This is a genomic window from Spirillospora sp. NPDC029432 (genome assembly GCF_040703975.1).
Taxonomy (GTDB): domain Bacteria; phylum Actinomycetota; class Actinomycetes; order Streptosporangiales; family Streptosporangiaceae; genus Spirillospora.
The window spans coordinates 43,383-60,185 of sequence record NZ_JBEZWH010000048.1; the positions used below are offsets into that span (position 1 = coordinate 43,383).

Below are 16,803 nucleotides of genomic sequence, written 5' to 3' on the forward strand. Positions count from 1 at the left end.
GGCCCCGCGTTCCGCCGTCAGCCCACCAGGACCTTCGGCGGTGCCTTCTCCGCCGGCGGCTCCTCCTCCTTGGCCAGCCGGCTCGGCGACCAGATCCGCCGGCCGATGTCGAACGACAGGGCCGGGAGCAGCAGCGACCGGACGATGACGGTGTCGAGCAGGACGCCGAAGGCGACCACGAACCCCATCTCGGCCAGGCTCACCAGCGGCAGCGTGGCCAGGGCGGCGAAGGTGGCCGCCAGCACCACGCCGGCCGAGGTGATCACGCCGCCGGTGACGGTGAGGCCGCGGATCACGCCGCGCCGGGTGCCGAGGGACTGGGACTCCTCGCGGACGCGGTGCATCAGGAAGATGTTGTAGTCCACGCCCAGCGCCACCAGGAAGATGAACGCCAGCAGCGGGAACCCGGCGTCGGTGCCCTCGAAGCCGAACACGTGCTGGAAGATCAGCGCGCAGGCGCCCAGCGAGGCCAGGAACGACAGCACGACCGAGCCCATCATCAGCAGCGGCGCCACCAGCGCGCGGAGCAGCGCGACGAGGATGAGGAACACGACCGCCAGCACGATCGGGATGATCACCTTGTTGTCGCGGTCGGAGGCCCGCATGATGTCGAGCGTGGTGGCGGTGGTGCCGCCGACCTTGGCCTCGGCGTCCGGTACGGCGTGGACGGCGGTGCGGAGCCGGTCGATCGTGTGCCGCGCGGCCTCGCCGTCGGCCGGGTCGCGCAGGGTGGCCTCGTACTGGACGTATCCGGCGGCGGTGACGGGCTCGCCGACCTGGGCGACGCCGTCGGTGCCGCGGATCGCGGCGGCGACCTGCCCGGCGGCGGGCGCCTTGGCGATCACGACCGCGGGCGATCCGGAGCCGGCCGGGAAGTGCCGGCCGACGGCCTCGGCGCCGGCGATCGAGTCGGGCCTGTCGACGAACTGGCCGGCGTCGGAGAGGCCGTCCGCCTTCAGCGAGCCGAGCCCGAGCGTCATGGCGATCAGGCCGATCGAGGTGACCGCCCAGATCGCGCGCGGGTGGGCGCTGACGAGCCGGGCGATGCGGCTCCAGACGCCGTGCTCGGCCTCGTACGCCTCGGGGGCCAGGTACTTCTCGTCGTAGCGGGGGACCAGCGGCCAGAACAGCCAGCGGCCGAAGATGACCAGGAGAGCGGGGAGCAGGGTGGTCATCGAGGCCAGCGCCATGATCACGCCGGCGGCGGCCACGGGGCCCATGCCGGCGGTGGAGTTCATGTCGGCGAACAGCAGGCACAGCAGCCCGACCGCGACGGTGGCGGCGGAGGCGATGATGGCGGGGCCGGCGCGGTGCAGCGCGTACGCCATCGCCTCGTGCCGGTCGCGGTGGCGGTGCAGTTCCTCGCGGTAGCGGGCCACCAGGAGGAGGGCGTAGTCGGTGGCCACGCCGAAGACGAGGACGGTCAGGATGCCGGAGCTCTGCCCGTTCACGGTCAGGTCGGCGTACTTGGCCAGCAGGTAGACCATCGACTGGGCGAGGCCGAGGGCGACCAGCGCGCTCAGCACCGGGACGAACCACAGCATCGGGCTGCGGTAGATGAACAGCAGCAGCACGATCACGACGCCGCCGGCGGCGAGCAGCAGGAAGCCGTCGATGGTCTCGAAGACCTTGATCATGTCGGCGCCGCCGCCGGCGGGGCCGGTGACGTGCGCGGACAGCCCGGGCGGGCCGCGCTTGGCGAGGTCGCGGGCGTCGTCGACGGCCTTGATGACGTCGACGTCGGTCAGCGGCACGAGCGTCTGGAGCGCCTTCCCGTCCTTGGACGGGAACGGGCCCTGCGGCTGCTGCGCGCCGGGCAACTGGGCCAACTGTCCGAGATCGGCCCTCGCCTTGGACTGGTCGGCCGCCGTGATGCCGCCGGAGCGCTCGTAGACGATGACCGCGAGCATCGTCTCGTCCTTGCGGAACCGCTCCTGCAGCTCGACGACCTGCGTGGACTCGGCTCCGCCGGGGAGCCAGGCGGCGGAGTCGTTCTCCTCGACGTCGCCGAGCCGGCCGGCGAGCGGGCCGAGAGCGGCCAGGAGCACCACCCAGAAGGCGAGGACGGCCCACTTGGTGCGGCGGCCGGAGATCAGTGCGGCGAGCCGGTGGGCCCAGGTTCGTGTCTGCGGTGCCGCACCGGGCGGTGCGGGACTTGATGCGCTCATGAATCCGCTCCCCAGGATCATTCGAGACATATCGCGTTGGAGGGAAGAGTCTCTCGGTAATCGAGACTTGTCAAGTACTATCTCGACTTTGCCGCGCCGTCGTCGGCGTGCGGTCTCATCGTCACCGCGGCATATCGCCCCGCGCGTCCAGCGGAGGATGTGAGCGCCTCTACGCCCGTGGGGTCATACCGGGGGATCCGCCTCGTGCCTGAGAAGTAGGGAACGGCGGCGCCCGCCCCTCCGTCCAACCCAGCGATCACTGACCGACCGCGCGGGGGTTACGGGGGACCGGTGGACTTCGTGGTGTGGCGAGCGGCCTCGCTGCTGCTCATGTACCCCGACCAGCGCTTCTACGACCGGCGCCCGATGCTGCGGGCGGCGGTCGCCGACCTGCCGGACGGGGCGGCGCGGCGCTGCCTGGACGCCTTCCTGGACCATGTGGACCGGACGCCGCCGATCCGGATGGTCGTGCACTACCTGGAGATATGCCGCGAGGGCCGCCTCCTCCTCACGAAGTACGACGACGAGGCGCGGCGGCGGTCGGTGCGGGAGCGGCTGGCCGCCCTCTACGAGGCGGCGGGGTGCGATTTCGAGGACGAGGCGGAGGATTCGCTGCCGAGCCTGCTGGAGTACGCGGCGCTCTGCGCGGACGACTGGCCGCTGCGGGAGCACCGGGCCGCGCTGGAACTGCTCCACGAGACGCTGGAGTCCGCCGGGACGCCGTACGCCGTGCCCGTGGCGGCCGTCCGGGCCACCCTGGCCCCGCCCGTACCCCCGGCCCCGGCCCCGGCGACGAGCGCCGCGAGCGCGCGGCGGCCCGCGAGGGTGCGGGGGCATGACGAAGGCCGGAGGATCATCAACGTGTGATCCTCCGGCCGTGCCGGGGTTTCAGCGGGTCAGGCGACCTTCTCGGAGGACGTGCTCGACGAGGAGGTGCTCGACGACGAGGCCGAGGACGTCGACGACGACGAAGACGACGACGCCGAGTCCGACTTGCCGGAGTCCCCGGACGACGACGAGCCCGACGAGCCCGACGCGGACGACGACGAGGTCGCGGACGACGTCGAGCCGGAGCCGCGGCTGTCGGTGCGGTAGAAGCCCGAGCCCTTGAAGATGATGCCGGCGGCCGAGAAGACCTTGCGGAGCCGCCCGCTGCACGCCGGGCACTCGGTCAGCGTGTCATCGCTGAACTTCTGCACGACCTCCAAGGGTTCGCCGCACTCGGTGCAAACGTACTGATACGTCGGCACGGTTCCTCCTCGCTGACTTCGCCCTGCCGTTCCCGATGGTCGCGGCTGGCACTCATACCGAACGACTGCTAGATGGTACCCGGATCTAGGAACATGTTTCGTCGCGGGGATGTTCCCAAGCCCTTCGCAGGTCCTTCCACCGCCCCTCCCGCGGGCCCATCGGCCGGTCACGCGCCGGTCTCGCCGAACCAGCCGGCCAGCTTGCCGCGCCGGCTGACCGCCCGCAGCCGCCGCTCGGCCGCGGTCCGCGCCTCCTCGGTCGTGACGACCAGCAGGGTGTCCCCGCCGCGCAGCGAGGTGGTGTTCTCCGGGACGAAGCTGGCGCCGTCCCGGACGACCAGGGTGATCGAGGCGCCCTGCGGCAGCCGCAGCTCGAAGATCTCCACGCCGTTCAGCCGCGAGTCGGGCGGGACCCGGACCTCCAGCAGGTCGGCGTGCAGCTCCTCCAGCGGCGCGGCCTCCACGTTCAGCTCGCGGGCGCCGTTGTCGGACTCCAGCCGGCACAGCCGGGCGGCCAGCGGCAGCGTGGGGCCCTGGAGCGCGGTGAACAGCACGACGATGTTGAAGACGATCGCGAACAGCTCGTCCGAGCCGGGGACCTCGGCCACCATCGGGATGGTGGCCAGCACGATCGGCACGGCGCCGCGCAGCCCGGCCCAGGAGGCGAACATCTTCTCGCCGAGCGACAGCCCGAAGCCGACCGTGGACAGCAGCACCGACACCGGCCGGGCGACCAGCAGCAGCACGAACCCGATGATCAGTGCGGGCAGCAGGTGGTCGGGCAGCTCGCTGGGGGAGGCCAGCAGCCCGAGCAGGACGAACACGCCGATCTGGGCGAGCCAGCCGATGCCCTCGGCGAAGCCGCGGGTCGCGGGCCGGTGCGGCAGCCGGGAGTTGCCGAGGACGAGCGCGCTCACGTACACCGCGAGGAAGCCGCTGGCGTGCAGCAGCGCCGCCGCGCCGTACGAGCCGACGGCCAGCGACAGCACGGCGATCGGGTAGAGGCCGGAGGCGGGCAGCGCCATCCGGCGCAGCGCCGCGGCGCCCAGCCAGCCGATCGCGACGCCGACCAGCGCGCCGGCGACCAGCTCGTAGACCATCAGCGCGGCCAGCTCGACGAGGTTCGGCATGCCCGCGTGCATGCTGAGCGTGATCACCACGATCACGACGGGGGCGTCGTTGAAGCCCGACTCGGCCTCCAGCAGGCCGGTCAGCCGGGACGGCAGGGGGAGCCGGCGCAGGACGGAGAACACCGCGGCGGCGTCGGTGGGGGCCAGCACGGCGGCGAGCAGGAACGCCAGCCGCCAGTCCATGCCGAGCAGCAGGCCGGCGGCGGCCGCGACCACCACGATGCTGATCAGGGTGCCGATCGTGGACACCGCGATCGCGGCGGGGACCGCCGGGCGCACGTGCCGCCAGTTGGTGGTGACGCCGCCCTCGGCCAGGATCAGGACGAGGGCCGCCAGCCCCAGCGTCTCGGCCAGCTCGGCGTTGTCGAAGTTGATGTGGAACGGGCCGCCCTCGCCGATGAACAGCCCGATGCCCATGTAGGCGAGCAGGGTCGGCAGGCCGGCCCGGTGCGAGAGCCGCACGGCGACGATCGCGCAGAGTACGAGGCTGGCGCCGAGGAGTAGCCAGATGTCGAGATGCACATCCCACCCTTCGCGGGGCCGTGGAAGCTGATCGTTTAGGGATCCTACAGATACATGCGCGACTCACATAACTTAAGCTGTGAGTCGGATACCTGTCAGGATGTTGTCAACGGCGTGTGACCTGCGAACTCAAGCCGTTTACCACATTTGTCACATCGTGTCCCTGAACGGCGGCGATGACGTTGTCCCGCACCGCCGAGACGATGTTGAGCTGTGACTGCCCCGTGGCACCGGCCGCATGCGGCGACAGCAGCACGTCTTCGCGCGACCGCAGCGGATGGTCCACCGCCGGCGGCTCCCGCTCGAACACGTCCAGCGCGGCCCCCGCCAGCCGGCCCGACTCCAGCGCCGCCAGCACCGCGGCGTCCGACACGACCCCGCCGCGCGCCACGTTCACCAGCAGCGCGTTCTCCGGCAGCAGGTCCAGCCGCCCGTCCAGCAGCCCGGTGGTCTCGGTGGTCAGCGGCACGGCGAGCACGAGGATGTCGGACGCGGCGAGCAGGTCGTCCAGCTCCCGGTACGTCGCGGCCGCCTCGGGCCGGCGCCGCCGCGACCAGTACGACACCGCGCAGCCCAGGGCCCCGAACAGCCGCGCCGCCTCGGCGCCGATCGCGCCGTACCCGACGATCCCGACGCGCTGCGCGTGGATCTCCCGGGTGCCGCGCGCGATCAGCTCCCGCTGCGGCCACCCGCCCGCCCGGACGCCGCGGTCGCCCCAGGCCAGCTGCCGGCAGAGCGCGAACGCCGCGCCCACCGCCCACTCCGCGACCGCGCGGGCGTTCGCGCCGGCGGTGTTGGCCACCGGCACGCCCGCGGCGGTCAGCGCCTCCACGTCCAGGCTGTCGGTCCCCACGCTGGGCATCTGCACGAACGCCAGCCTCGGCGCCGCCGCGACCGCCTCCGCGTCCAGGGCGAGCAGGCCGGTGTAGTCGCCGATCACGATCTCGGCGTCCGGCAGCGCCGCGAGCAGCGCGTCCCGGTCGCGGGCGGCCGGGAAGTCCAGGTCGACGGCGTCGCCGACGGGCGCCAGCAGCCCGCTCACCAGGTCCTTGCCGAGCGGGGACAGGGTCAGGATCCGCCACGGTGCCGCCATCGAAACCTCCTGAATCAGCCGGTGTGGGGGAAGCCTACGGGCGCCAGTCCGGCAGGTCCCCGCGGAAGGCCGCCGTGAGCAGCACGCCCTGGCGCGCGCCGCCGTCCGTCCGGGGTCGGGCGGTCAGCCGTACGAGGCCCGGCCCCGCGCTCTCGACCGCGGCGCCGGGGAGGAGCTCGGCCCATGGCCGCCCGCCGTTCTGGGACTTGCCCGAGCCCACCGTCTCCTTCAGCTTCGCGACCGCCGCGGTCGCGTCGTTCCCGGCGACCTTGACGCACATGACCTCCCGCGCGTCGGCCGCCGTACGGCCCTGGTAGCCGGTCGCGACGAGGTCCGGATCGCCCTCGCGGCGCGAGATGTACGCGGCGACGGCCGGCCCCAGGCAGCCGGCGGCGGCGCGGAAGTCCGGGTCGGCGGCCAGGACCGGCCGTCCCTGCGCGGCCGGGACCAGGGTCAGGGCCTTGGTGGTACGGGAGTACGTCACGCCGCCGCCTCGGCGGACGCGGACGGCTCGCCGGGCCCCTTGGCCGGCTCCTCGGCACAGCCGCACGCGGCCAGGGAACCGCCGAGCGCGGCCAAGGCGCCCGACACGGCGAGCAGCCGCAGGGAGAGTGAACGCAACGGGACCTCCGCGGGAGAGGTCGGCGCGGCGGTGCCCGCACTGCGGCCGACGAACGTCAGGACAGCCGTACGAAGCCGCCCGAAGGGGTCACGGCGGCCCGCACGCGCTGGTCGTGCGGCTCGGCGGGCAGCTCGTCGACCAGTTCATGGTCATATATCAGACCGACGGTCAGAATCGCCGGACCGACTCTGGCCAGCGCCCGGTCGTACGACCCGCCGCCGCGCCCGAGCCGCACCCCCTCGCGGTCGACCGCCAGCGCCGGCGCCAAGACCGCGTCCGCGCTCGCCACCGCCGCCGGCCCCCGCGGCGGCTCGGCCGGCTCCAGCAGCCCGTGCGGGCCCGGGACCAGCGAGTCGGGCCCCTCGTACGACGCCCAGTCCAGGTCGCCGTCCGGCAGCAGCCGGGGGAGCAGCACGTACGTGCCGCGCTTCCACAGCGCGAACAGCAGGCCGCGGGTGTCGGGCTCGGGCCCGATCGACACGTACGCCGCGACCGTCCCCGCCATCTCCAGCTCGGGCACCCCGAGCACCGCGTCGCGGATCGCGCGGCCCGCCGCCGAGCGGTCGCGGGGCGCCATCGCCGCCCGCCCGGCCAGCAGTTCCGTCCGGAGCCCGCGCTTCGAGCCGATGTCCTGCACGCTGTGCTCCTCCGACATAGCTAGGGTCTCTACATGACCGACTTTGAACCCGTCCTCAAGGCGGTCGTCCCGGCGGCCGGCCTCGGTACCCGATTCTTGCCCGCCACCAAGGCGACTCCCAAGGAAATGCTCCCGATCGTCGACAAGCCGGCGATCCAGTACGTCGTGGAGGAGGCCGTCGCGGCCGGCCTCAACGACGTGCTCATGATCACCGGGCGGAGCAAGCGTTCCATCGAGGACCATTTCGACCGGGCCTACGAGCTCGAAGAGGCGCTGCAGGCCAAGGGGGACGACGCGCGGCTGGACGCAGTCCGCGAGTCCGCGGACCTGGCCATCATGCACTACGTCCGGCAGGGCGAGCCGCGCGGTCTGGGCCACGCGGTGCACTGCGCCCGCCAGCACGTGGGGAACGAGCCGTTCGCCGTGCTCCTCGGCGACGACATGATCGACGCCCGGGACGCGCTGCTCACCCGCATGATCGACGTGCGGCGGCGGCGCGGCGGCAGCGTCGTGGCGCTGATGGAGGTCCCCGAGGACCAGGTGTCGGCGTACGGTTGCGCCGCGATCCAGGACACCGGCGAGGACGACGTCGTCCAGATCACCGACCTGGTGGAGAAGCCGCCGGCCGGCGAGGCGCCGAGCAACTGGATCATCATCGGCCGGTACGTGTGCGACCCCGCGGTGTTCGACGTGCTGGAGAAGACCCCGCCCGGGCGCGGTGGCGAGATCCAGCTGACCGACGCCCTGCGCACCCTGGCCGACATGCCGGTCGAGGACGGCGGGACGGTCTACGGCGTGAAGTTCCGCGGCCGCCGCTACGACACCGGCAACAAGCTGGAGTACCTGCGCACGGTCGTGCAGTTCGCGTCCGAGCGTCCCGACCTGGCCGGCGAGTTCATGCCCTGGCTCCGGGAGTTCGTGGCCAAGCACGACCAGTGAGTGAGCCGGAGGGGCGCGGCGCCGCCTGGACTGAGGAGCGCCGGGAGCGAAGCGACCAGAGCGACGAGGGAAGGCGGCGCCGGAAGGCGCCCCGGAGGCGAACGGGGAGCACAGCATGATCTCGGTCGACGCGCATCTGGCGGGCATCCTCGGCGCCGTCCGGCCGCTGCCGCCGCTGGAGCTGGCGCTGCTGGAGGCCGCGGGCGGGGTGCTGGCCGAGCCGGTCGAGGCGCCGGTGGCGCTGCCGCCGTTCGACAACTCCGCCATGGACGGGTACGCGGTCGTCGCGGCGGACGTGGCGGGGGCGTCCGCGGACTCCCCGGTCACGCTGCCGGTCATCGGCGACATCGCGGCCGGCGACGCGGGCGTGACGGCGCTGCGGCCCGGCCTGACCGCCCGCATCATGACGGGCGCGGCGATGCCGGCCGGGGCCGACGCGGTCATCCCGGTGGAGTGGACCGACGGCGGCACCGCCACCGTGCGGATCACCCGCCCGTGCCCGCCCGGCCACTACATCCGGCGGTCCGGCGAGGACGTGGTCGCCGGGCAGGTCGTGGTGGCGGAGGGCGCCCGGCTGGGCGCGGCGCAGCTCGGCATGCTCGCCGCGGTCGGCCGCTCGCACGTGCGCGTCCGGCCCCGCCCGCGCGTGGTGGTGCTGTCCACGGGCGCCGAGCTGCGCGAACCGGGGTCGAAGCTGGCGCCCGGCCAGATCTGGGACTCCAACAGCTTCATGCTGACCGCCGCCGTCCAGGAGGCGGGCGCCAAGGGCTACCGGCAGGCCACCGTCGGGGACGAGCCCGAGGAGGTCCGCGCGACGCTGCTGGACCAGCTCGGCCGGGCCGACGCGATCGTCACCACGGGCGGCGTATCGATGGGCGCCCGCGACGTGGTCAAGGAGGTCTTCGCCGAGGCGCGTCCCGGCGAGGCGGCGACGGTCGCGTTCGGGAAGGTCGCGATGCGGCCGGGCAAGCCGCAGGGGTTCGGGCTGCTGGAGGGCGTCCCGATCTTCACGCTGCCGGGCAACCCGGTCAGCGCGTACGTCTCGTTCCAGGTGTTCGTGCGGCCCGCGCTGCGCGCCATGCAGGGCCTGCCGCCGGAGCCGCTGCCCACGGTGACCGCGGTGCTCGCCGAGGACGTCAGGTCCCCGGCCGGGCTGCGGCACTTCCTGCGCGCGCGCCTGGCGTACGAGCGCGGCCACTACACGGCGGCCCCGGCCGAGAGCCAGGGGTCGCACCAGCTCCAGTCGCTGTCGTCGGCCGACTCCCTGATCGTCCTTCCGGAGGACGCCGAGGACGTCCCGGCCGGCTCGCAGGTCGAGGTGATGAGGTTGCCGTCATGAGCATGGGTTCGGAGTTCACCCATCTGGACTCCTCGGGCGCCGCGCGGATGGTGGACGTGTCCGCGAAGAACGTGTCCGCGCGCACGGCCACGGCCGCCGGTTTCGTCCGGCTGTCGGCCCGTACGGTGGAGCTGCTGCGGGCCGGGGACATGCCCAAGGGCGACGCGCTCGCGGTGGCCCGGATCGCCGGGATCATGGCCGCCAAGCGCACCCCCGACCTCGTTCCGCTGTGCCATCCGATCGCGCTGCACGGCGTCGAGGTCGTCCTGGAGGTCGAGGACGCCGGGGTCGCGATCACCGCGCAGGTGCGGACCGCCGACCGCACGGGCGTGGAGATGGAGGCGCTCACCTCGGTGTCGGTCGCCGCGCTCGCGCTGATCGACATGGTGAAGGCCGTCGATCCGGCCGCGGTGGTCACCGACGTGCGGGTGCTGGAGAAGACCGGCGGGAAGACGGGCGCGTGGCACCGTGACGCGTGAGCTGATCCGCGCGATGGCCGTGACGGTCTCCAACCGCGCCGCCGCCGGGGTGTACGAGGACACCTCCGGCCCGGCGCTGGTGGAGCTGCTGGAGGACCTCGGCTGCCAGGTGGACGGGCCGGTGGTCGTCCCGGACGGCGAGCCGGTCGAGGACGTGCTGCGCGACGCCGTGGCGCAGGGGTACGACGCCGTCGTCACGTCCGGCGGCACCGGCCTCACCCCGACCGACCAGACCCCGGAGATGACCCGCCGGGTGATCGAGTGGGAGGTGCCGGGCATCGCGGAGGCGATCCGGCTGGAGGGCCGCGACAAGGTGCCGGCGGCGATCCTGTCGCGCGGGCTGGCCGGGGTCGCGGGCCGCACGCTGATCGTCAACCTGCCCGGCTCGAAGGGCGGCGTGCGCGACGGCATGGCCGTGCTGGGCCGCGTCCTGGCGCACGCGGTCGACCAGATCGGCGGCGGCGACCACCCGCGTACGGACGGCTGAGCGGGTCAGGCGCCGGTGGCGCCGTCGATCCGCTCGCGCAGCAGGTCGGCGTGGCCGTTGTGCCGCGCGTACTCCTCGATCATGTGCAGGTACAGCCAGCGCAGCGAGCGCCGGGCGCCGTTGAACGTGAACGTGTCGTCCAGGGACGCGCCGCGCACGGCGTTGTCGGCGCGCCGGCACTCCTCGACCAGCCGGGCCAGCTCGGCCGGCGCGCGGCCCGGCGAGAGGTCCTCGAAGTCGGCGTCCCAGTGGTCGGGCGTGACGTAGATGTTCTTCACCGGCTGCCCCGCGAACCGGATGCGGAACCAGATCCGCTCGACGAAGGTCAGGTGCCGGATCAGCCCGAGGAGCGTCATGGTGGACGGCGGCACCGACACCTCGGCCAGCTGCCGGGCCGACAGCCCGGCGCATTTGAGGCGCAGCGTCGCCCGGTGGTAGTCGAGCATGCCCTGCAGCATGGGGCGTTCGGGGCCGTCCAGCGGCTCGGCGGCGCGCTCGGCGTCCGGCACCCGCCAGGCGTCCACGTCGAACGCGGCGGCCGCGGGGTCGACGCCCAGGCCGTCCAGGATCATCGTCACGGTCTCGGCCGGCGGCCGGGTGATCGGGACGGTCAGCGCCCGCTCGTCCGGACCCGCCGGCTCGAACTCGCGGAGCTGGCCGTCGAGCATCTCGGGCTTGAAGAAGTGGCCGGTGCGGGCGGCCATCCGCTCGGCGATCACGTCCCGCTCGCCGTCCAGGAAGACCGGCCGGACCCGCGGGTCCCCGCCCGTCAGCAGCTCGCGGTACGTGCGCTTGAGCGCCGAGCAGGACGCCACGCCCGGGACGCCGGCCTTGACCCGGCCCTCGATCCACGCGGCGATGGCGCGCAGCCAGGGCAGCCGGTCCTCGTCGGTGAGCGGGATCCCGGCGCTCATCTTCTCGATGTTGGCGGCCGGGTGGAAGTCGTCGGCCTCGGCGTAGTCCCAGCCCAGCCGCGCGGCCAGGCCCTCGCCGATGGTGGTCTTGCCGCTGCCCGACACGCCGACCACGACGATGACGGCGGGCGGGGAGGAGCCGTCCACGTCAGCCGTTCACCACGGGCTTGCCGTCGAGGGCGACGCCCTCGGCCTTGAGCGTGTCGAGCGCCCGGTCGACCGTCTCGCGGGCGACCCCGGCGGTGAGGCCGAGCAGGACGGTGGCCGACAGGCCCTCCCGGACGGCGTCCACGGCCGTGGCCCGCACGCAGTGGTCGGTGGCGATGCCGACGATGTCGACGGTGTCCACCCCGCGCTCGCGCAGCCACTCGCCCAGCGGCACGTCCTGGTCGGACACGCCCTCGAACCCGCTGTACGCGGCGGTCGTCCGCCCCTTGCTGAAGACCGCCTCGATCGGCGCGAGGGCCAGGTCGGGGTGGAAGTCGGCGCCCTCGGTGCCGATCAGGCAGTGCGGCGGCCAGCTGTCGACGAAGTCCGGGGACTCGGAGAAGTGCGCGCCCGGGTCGAGATGGAAGTCGCGGGTCGCCACGATGTGCTGGTATTCGTCCCGGTTCGCCGTGACATGGGCGGAAATGGCCGCCGCCACGCCCGCGCCCCCGGCCACGCCCAGCGAACCGCCCTCGCAGAAGTCGTTCTGCACGTCCACGATGATCAGAGCCTTGCCCATGACCGCTCCTTGATCCGAGTCCCCACTTGGGACGGTACCCCAGTACCCCGTCAGGGGCGCGGGCCGCCGTCCACGAACTCGGTGGGGATCGCCGCGGCGCCCTTGGACAGCTGGAGCGCGGTCGGCGGCAGCTCCCGGACGGCGCGCTCGTGCCGCTCCCTGGCGGCGGCCAGGGGCTCGCGGCCGACGACCGCGCCGTTCCGGACCAGCGGTACGTGCAGGACGCGGTCGCGCGGCCCCGGCGTCGGCTCGCCGGTCGTGACGAGCTCCGCGTACGCGGTGCCGTGGCCGTCCACGCGGCGGACGGCCGACTTGCGGCCGCCGCGCGTGGGCTTGCCGGTGGAGCGCTTGGCGACCGGCCGCATCGGCGCGTCGTCGTCCGTCCCGTCGGCGCGCGCCACCAGCTTGTAGACCAGCGAGGCCGTGGGCGCCCCGGACCCGGTGACCAGGGACGTGCCGACCCCGTAGCCGTCCACGGGCGCGGCGGCCAGCGCCGCGATGCCGTACTCGTCCAGGTCGCCGGTCACCACGATGCGGGTGTCGCGGGCGCCGAGGCCGTCCAACTGGGCGCGGACCTGCCGCGCCATCACGCCGAGGTCGCCGCTGTCGATCCGCACCGCGCCCAGCTCGGGTCCGGCCAGCTCCACCGCGGTGCGCACCGCCCGCTCGACGTCGTAGGTGTCCACCAGCAGCGTCGTGCCCGCGCCGAGCGAGTCGAGCTGCGCGCGGAACGCGTTGCGCTCGCCGTCGTGCAGGAGCGTGAACGAGTGCGCGCTCGTCCCCGCCGTCGGCACCCCGTACCGGCGGCCCGCCTCCAGGTTGGACGTGGTGGCGAAGCCCGTGATGTGCGCGGCCCGCGCGGCGGCCACCGCGGCCGTCTCGTGGGTGCGCCGGGAGCCCATCTCGATCAGCGGCCGGCCCTGCGCGGCCTGCACCATCCGGGACGCGGCCGACGCGATCGCGCAGTCGTGGTTGAGGATCGACAGGACCAGCGTCTCCAGCAGGACGGCCTCGGCGAACGTGCCTTCCACCACCAGAAGCGGCGAGTCCGGGAAATAGCACTCGCCCTCGGGGTATCCCCAGATGTCCCCGGAGAAGCGGTACTTCGCCAGCCATTCCGCCGTGGGCTCGTCCACGATGCCGCGCGAGGTCAGGAACTCCAGCTCGGCCGTGTCGAACCGGAACGCCTCGATCGCGTCCAGGAGGCGTCCCGTACCGGCCACCACGCCGTACCGCCGCCCGGCCGGCAGCTGCCGAGCGAACACCTCGAACACCGACCGGCGGCCCGCCGTGCCGCTGTTCAGCGCGGCGCGCAGCATGGTCAGCTCGTACTGGTCGGTGAGCAGTGCGGTAGTGACTTCGGTGTCGTCCACAGGGTCCACAAGTGGAACCCTACGGCCCGACCTGTGCAGGATGTACATGCGGGACCGGGGGACACAGGGGGGCGAATAGCATCGGTTCGGTGGGCGGACGGACTCTGCGGGGAAGGGACGGTCGCGGGAGATGAGCGGGAGATGAGCAGCGCACCCGCGCCGGTCGAGCTGGACCGGCCGGAGATCGAGGAGCACCGGAGCGCCGATCGGCCGTGGCTGGCCATCGTGTGGAACGACCCGATCAACCTCATGTCGTACGTCACGTACGTGTTCCAGACCGTGTTCGGCTACCCGAAGGTCAAGGCGGAGAAGCTGATGCTGGACGTGCACCACAAGGGCCGCGCGGTCGTGGCCAGCGGGACCCGCGAGGAGATGGAGCGCGACGTGGAGATCCTGCACTCGTACGGCCTTTGGGCGACGGTGAAACGGGACGACTGAGCCATGAGCACCGTCGAGAAGGTGGAGAAGGGCGTCCGCGTCGAGCTGGAGGCCGAGGAGGCCGCGCTGATGCGCGCCCTGATGGAGCAGCTGCTGGAGCTCCTGGGCGAGGGCCCGGCCAAGGACGGCGACGGCCTGCTGGCGTCGGTCGGGATCACCGAGGAGGCGACCAGGCCGGAGGACCCCGTGCTGGCGCGGCTGTTCCCCGACGCGTACGGCGACGAGGAGGGCGGGGCGGCCGGCGAGTTCCGCCGCTACACCGAGATGGGGCTGCGCGACGGCAAGCGCGAGGCGGCCGGCACGGTGCTGGCCGGCCTGGCCGGCCCGCCGACCGCCGCGGGCGGCGTCGAGACGGTCATCTCGGACGCCGACGCGCAGGCCTGGCTGCGGGCGCTCAACGACGTCCGGCTGGCGCTCGGGACCCGGCTGGACATCTCCGAGGAGTGGTACGAGGAGGCCGCGCGGCTGGATCCGCGCGATCCCCGGACGGCCATGTTCGCGGCGTACGACTGGCTGACCATGCTGCAGGAGAGCCTCGTCCGCACCCTGTGGTGACGCCGCGTGCGCGGGTGGCCGCGTCCGGCCACCGGCCGCCCAGATCATTACGCAAAGTTCCGCGATGATCGCGTTGCGTGTTGTTATGTTGGCGGCGCCCTGTCTCCCCTCCCCCCTGGAGACCCCGCATGACGACGCCCGTGCACGGCAAGGCGGTCGGCCTGATGGAGTTCGGCGACCACCTCTGCCTCTCCTACGACAACGCCGACGAGCGGCAGGCGATCCTGCTCGCCTACATCCGGGACGGCCTGGCGGCCGACCACAAGATCATCTATCTGTCGGACGAGGACCCGCCGGAGGCCGTGGTCGGCTGGCTGGAGGCCGTCCCGGAGGCGGCCGGGCTCGACCTCGCCGGCGCGCTGGCGGACGGCAGGCTGGTGGTGCGGACCGCCGAGGAGGCCTACATGGCCACCGGCCGGTTCGACCCCGACGAGATCATCGCGCTGTTCGGGACGGAGATCGAGCTGGCCCTGACGCAGGGCTTCAAGGGCGTCCGGGTGACGGGCGAGGAGACGTTCTCGCTGCGCGGCTGGCCCGGCACCGAGCGGTTCGCCGAGTTCGAGCGCAAGATCGACGAGGTGTTCCGCACCTCCCGGGTGAACGCGATGGCGATCTGCCAGTACGACCGGCGCTGGTTCGACCGCGAGCGGCTGGCGGAGCTGGAGTCCCACCACGTGGACCGGGTCCGCGCCGACGACCTGCACGACGACGGGACGCTGCGGATCGCGCCGGTCTTCGGCCCGCCCGGGGTGGCGCTGTCCGGAGCCGTCCACGCGGCGGCGCGGCCGGCCCTGACCGCCGCGCTGGCCGCGCTGCCCGCCCGCGCCGGGCTCGTCTGCCTCGACCTGTCCGGTGTCGAGGGCTGCGACGCGGACGGCCTGCGCGCCCTGATCGACGCCGCCCGCGACGGCGGCGGCCGGGACGGCGGCGGGCGGGACGGCGGCGGGCGGGAGCGGCACGTGCTGCTGCGCGGCCTGCCGGAGAAGGCGGCCGTGCTGCTCCGCGACACCGGCCTGCTCGCCATGCCCGGGGTCTCGGTGGAGGGCGCCCCCGGCTGAGCCCGGCCGGGAATTGAAACGATTCGGAGGATCGGGCGACGGCCGGGCGGCCGGTTGGTACCGTGACAGGACGCTGACAGCGGAAGGGCGTGCTCCGTCAGGGAACCCTGGATTCTGTTGGGAGGCGCGCGATGTCCTCCGGTCAGGTCGCCGCCGGTTCGATGACCTTCGGCGACCACCTGTGCCTGGCCTACGGCGGCGACGAGGAACGCGACGCCGTGCTGGCGGCGTACGTGCGCGGCGGCATGCTGGCGGGCCACCGGTTCGTCCATGTGGCCGATGCCGGCGGCGAGCCCGGCCGGTACCCGCCCGCCCTGGAGACGGCCGCGTCGCTCGGGCACGTGGTGACCGTCCCGGTCGACGGGTTCCTCGACGCGGCGGACGCGGAGATCGAGCGGGCGCTCGCCCTCGGCTACGAGGGCGTCCGCTACACCTGCGAGACCTCCTACTCGCGCGGCGGCTGGCCCGGCACGGCGCCGTTCGCGGCGTACGAGGAGGGCTGCCGGCGGGTGTTCGAGCGGCCGGGCGTGCGGGCGATGCTGCTCTGCCAGTACGACGCCCGCTGGTTCGGCCCCGAGCAGCTGCGCCACCTGGACGCCCGGCACGCCGCCCGCGTCCGCGTGGACGACCTCTACGACGACGGCGTCCTGCGGATCACGCCCATCCACGCGCCGCCGGGCCTGAGGCTGTCCGGCGCGATCGACGAGTCGACGCTGCCCGCCGTGGAGCTGGCGCTGGCGGAGATGGCCGGCCACGGCGGCCACTTCTGCCTCGACCTGGCCGACCTGGAGTTCTGCGACGTGGCCGGGCTGCGCGCCCTGGTCGGCGCCGGGACCGCCCGCAACGGCCTGGAACGCCAGATCATCCTCCGGAACGTCCCCGACTGCCTCCGCCTGATCATGCACCTGGCCGGCTGGGACTCCCCGCCCCCGGGCGTGTACCTGGAGGCGACCCGATGACCCGGCGAGGCCGGCCGGAGGGGCGAAGCCCCACGAGGGGGATCGAGGGGGCGGAGCCCTCGGCGAGGATCCGTACGCGCCAGTCCCCTGTCGCCTCTCGCAGCCGCTCCTTG

General features: G+C 73.5%; 19 protein-coding genes. 9 read left to right on the forward strand and 10 right to left on the reverse strand.

The features are described 5' to 3' along the window. Positions 1-17 precede the first annotated feature (17 nt). Positions 18-2,168: an MMPL family transporter gene (locus AB0881_RS29580; RefSeq protein ID WP_366622072.1), complete on the reverse strand. Its 2,151-nt coding sequence runs from the start codon at positions 2,166-2,168 to the stop codon at positions 18-20. Between the two features lie 291 nt (positions 2,169-2,459). Between AB0881_RS29580 and AB0881_RS29585 the strand changes: the two genes are divergently transcribed. Beyond that, the gene (locus AB0881_RS29585; RefSeq protein WP_366622073.1) at positions 2,460-3,035 is read left to right on the forward strand and encodes a nitrate reductase molybdenum cofactor assembly chaperone; all 576 of its coding nucleotides are present in this window, start codon (positions 2,460-2,462) and stop codon (positions 3,033-3,035) included. Positions 3,036-3,064: 29 nt separating this feature from the next. On the opposite strand, the gene AB0881_RS29590 is transcribed toward AB0881_RS29585, so the two are convergent. The 6 genes from AB0881_RS29590 to AB0881_RS29615 form a co-directional block, all read right to left on the reverse strand. Beyond that, positions 3,065-3,418: an FmdB family zinc ribbon protein gene (locus tag AB0881_RS29590; protein WP_366622075.1), complete on the reverse strand. Its 354-nt coding sequence runs from the start codon at positions 3,416-3,418 to the stop codon at positions 3,065-3,067. 167 nt (positions 3,419-3,585) lie between these two features. Continuing rightward, a complete protein-coding gene (locus AB0881_RS29595; RefSeq protein ID WP_366622077.1) occupies positions 3,586-5,070 on the reverse strand; it encodes a potassium/proton antiporter in 1,485 nt (494 codons plus the stop codon). A 106-nt stretch (positions 5,071-5,176) separates the two neighbouring features. Beyond that, positions 5,177-6,163, reverse strand: a complete 987-nt coding sequence (locus tag AB0881_RS29600; protein ID WP_366622078.1) for an NAD(P)-dependent oxidoreductase — start codon at positions 6,161-6,163, stop codon at positions 5,177-5,179. Between the two features lie 34 nt (positions 6,164-6,197). Next, positions 6,198-6,647 carry a hypothetical protein gene (locus AB0881_RS29605; protein ID WP_366622080.1) on the reverse strand — a complete coding sequence of 150 codons (450 nt, stop codon included), beginning with the start codon at positions 6,645-6,647 and terminating at the stop codon, positions 6,198-6,200. After that, positions 6,644-6,784, reverse strand: coding sequence for a hypothetical protein (locus AB0881_RS29610; RefSeq protein WP_366622081.1), 141 nt, complete (start codon positions 6,782-6,784; stop codon positions 6,644-6,646). The genes AB0881_RS29605 and AB0881_RS29610 overlap by 4 nt, the downstream gene beginning before the upstream one ends. A 56-nt stretch (positions 6,785-6,840) precedes the next feature. Further along, the gene (locus AB0881_RS29615; protein WP_366622083.1) at positions 6,841-7,422 is read right to left on the reverse strand and encodes a 5-formyltetrahydrofolate cyclo-ligase; all 582 of its coding nucleotides are present in this window, start codon (positions 7,420-7,422) and stop codon (positions 6,841-6,843) included. A 33-nt stretch (positions 7,423-7,455) separates the two neighbouring features. On the opposite strand from AB0881_RS29615, the gene galU reads away from it, so the two are divergent. From galU to AB0881_RS29635, 4 genes are all read left to right on the forward strand, one after another. After that, positions 7,456-8,361: a UTP--glucose-1-phosphate uridylyltransferase GalU gene (gene galU, locus AB0881_RS29620; protein WP_366622085.1), complete on the forward strand. Its 906-nt coding sequence runs from the start codon at positions 7,456-7,458 to the stop codon at positions 8,359-8,361. Positions 8,362-8,476: 115 nt separating this feature from the next. Then, positions 8,477-9,700, forward strand: coding sequence for a gephyrin-like molybdotransferase Glp (glp, locus tag AB0881_RS29625; protein WP_366622087.1), 1,224 nt, complete (start codon positions 8,477-8,479; stop codon positions 9,698-9,700). Next, positions 9,697-10,179, forward strand: a complete 483-nt coding sequence (gene moaC, locus AB0881_RS29630) for a cyclic pyranopterin monophosphate synthase MoaC (protein ID WP_366622089.1) — start codon at positions 9,697-9,699, stop codon at positions 10,177-10,179. Before glp ends, moaC begins: the two co-directional genes overlap by 4 nt. Positions 10,180-10,192: 13 nt before the next feature. Continuing rightward, positions 10,193-10,666: a MogA/MoaB family molybdenum cofactor biosynthesis protein gene (locus tag AB0881_RS29635; RefSeq protein WP_366622106.1), complete on the forward strand. Its 474-nt coding sequence runs from the start codon at positions 10,193-10,195 to the stop codon at positions 10,664-10,666. Between the two features lie 5 nt (positions 10,667-10,671). Here AB0881_RS29635 and AB0881_RS29640 read toward each other — a convergent pair whose 3' ends face one another. Genes AB0881_RS29640 through AB0881_RS29650 form a run of 3 tightly spaced genes read right to left on the reverse strand, consistent with a single transcriptional unit; the run spans position 10,672 to position 13,689 of the window. Then, positions 10,672-11,727: a gluconokinase, GntK/IdnK-type gene (locus AB0881_RS29640; RefSeq protein WP_366622091.1), complete on the reverse strand. Its 1,056-nt coding sequence runs from the start codon at positions 11,725-11,727 to the stop codon at positions 10,672-10,674. A 1-nt stretch (position 11,728) separates the two neighbouring features. Next, positions 11,729-12,307, reverse strand: coding sequence for an isochorismatase family protein (locus AB0881_RS29645; RefSeq protein ID WP_366622093.1), 579 nt, complete (start codon positions 12,305-12,307; stop codon positions 11,729-11,731). A 50-nt stretch (positions 12,308-12,357) separates the two neighbouring features. After that, positions 12,358-13,689, reverse strand: a complete 1,332-nt coding sequence (locus AB0881_RS29650) for a nicotinate phosphoribosyltransferase (protein WP_366622095.1) — start codon at positions 13,687-13,689, stop codon at positions 12,358-12,360. 132 nt (positions 13,690-13,821) lie between these two features. Here AB0881_RS29650 and clpS point away from each other — a divergent pair, with 132 nt between their 5' ends. The 4 genes from clpS (at position 13,822) to AB0881_RS29670 (ending at position 16,690) form a co-directional block, all read left to right on the forward strand. After that, on the forward strand, positions 13,822-14,118 hold the full coding sequence (gene clpS / locus AB0881_RS29655; RefSeq protein WP_366622097.1) for an ATP-dependent Clp protease adapter ClpS: 297 nt from the start codon (positions 13,822-13,824) through the stop codon (positions 14,116-14,118). A 3-nt stretch (positions 14,119-14,121) separates the two neighbouring features. Beyond that, entirely contained in the window at positions 14,122-14,673 is a 552-nt protein-coding gene (locus AB0881_RS29660) for a DUF2017 domain-containing protein (RefSeq protein ID WP_366622099.1), read from the forward strand. A gap of 128 nt (positions 14,674-14,801) precedes the next feature. Beyond that, positions 14,802-15,731: an MEDS domain-containing protein gene (locus AB0881_RS29665; protein WP_366622101.1), complete on the forward strand. Its 930-nt coding sequence runs from the start codon at positions 14,802-14,804 to the stop codon at positions 15,729-15,731. 131 nt (positions 15,732-15,862) lie between these two features. Then, on the forward strand, positions 15,863-16,690 hold the full coding sequence (locus tag AB0881_RS29670; protein WP_366622103.1) for an MEDS domain-containing protein: 828 nt from the start codon (positions 15,863-15,865) through the stop codon (positions 16,688-16,690). Positions 16,691-16,803: the final 113 nt, after the last annotated feature.

Excerpts from the sequence above, each read along its gene's own strand:
- clpS (WP_366622097.1), top strand. The coding sequence starts at position 13,822 with ATGAGCAGCGCACCCGCGCCGGTCGAGCTGGACCGGCCGGAGATCGAG.
- AB0881_RS29600 (WP_366622078.1), bottom strand. The coding sequence starts at position 6,163 with ATGGCGGCACCGTGGCGGATCCTGACCCTGTCCCCGCTCGGCAAGGAC.
- AB0881_RS29645 (WP_366622093.1), bottom strand. The coding sequence starts at position 12,307 with ATGGGCAAGGCTCTGATCATCGTGGACGTGCAGAACGACTTCTGCGAG.
- glp (WP_366622087.1), top strand. The coding sequence starts at position 8,477 with ATGATCTCGGTCGACGCGCATCTGGCGGGCATCCTCGGCGCCGTCCGG.
- AB0881_RS29635 (WP_366622106.1), top strand. The coding sequence starts at position 10,193 with ATGGCCGTGACGGTCTCCAACCGCGCCGCCGCCGGGGTGTACGAGGAC.
- AB0881_RS29665 (WP_366622101.1), top strand. The coding sequence starts at position 14,802 with ATGACGACGCCCGTGCACGGCAAGGCGGTCGGCCTGATGGAGTTCGGC.
- moaC (WP_366622089.1), top strand. The coding sequence starts at position 9,697 with ATGAGCATGGGTTCGGAGTTCACCCATCTGGACTCCTCGGGCGCCGCG.
- galU (WP_366622085.1), top strand. The coding sequence starts at position 7,456 with ATGACCGACTTTGAACCCGTCCTCAAGGCGGTCGTCCCGGCGGCCGGC.
- AB0881_RS29660 (WP_366622099.1), top strand. The coding sequence starts at position 14,122 with ATGAGCACCGTCGAGAAGGTGGAGAAGGGCGTCCGCGTCGAGCTGGAG.
- AB0881_RS29670 (WP_366622103.1), top strand. The coding sequence starts at position 15,863 with ATGTCCTCCGGTCAGGTCGCCGCCGGTTCGATGACCTTCGGCGACCAC.
- AB0881_RS29580 (WP_366622072.1), bottom strand. The coding sequence starts at position 2,168 with ATGAGCGCATCAAGTCCCGCACCGCCCGGTGCGGCACCGCAGACACGA.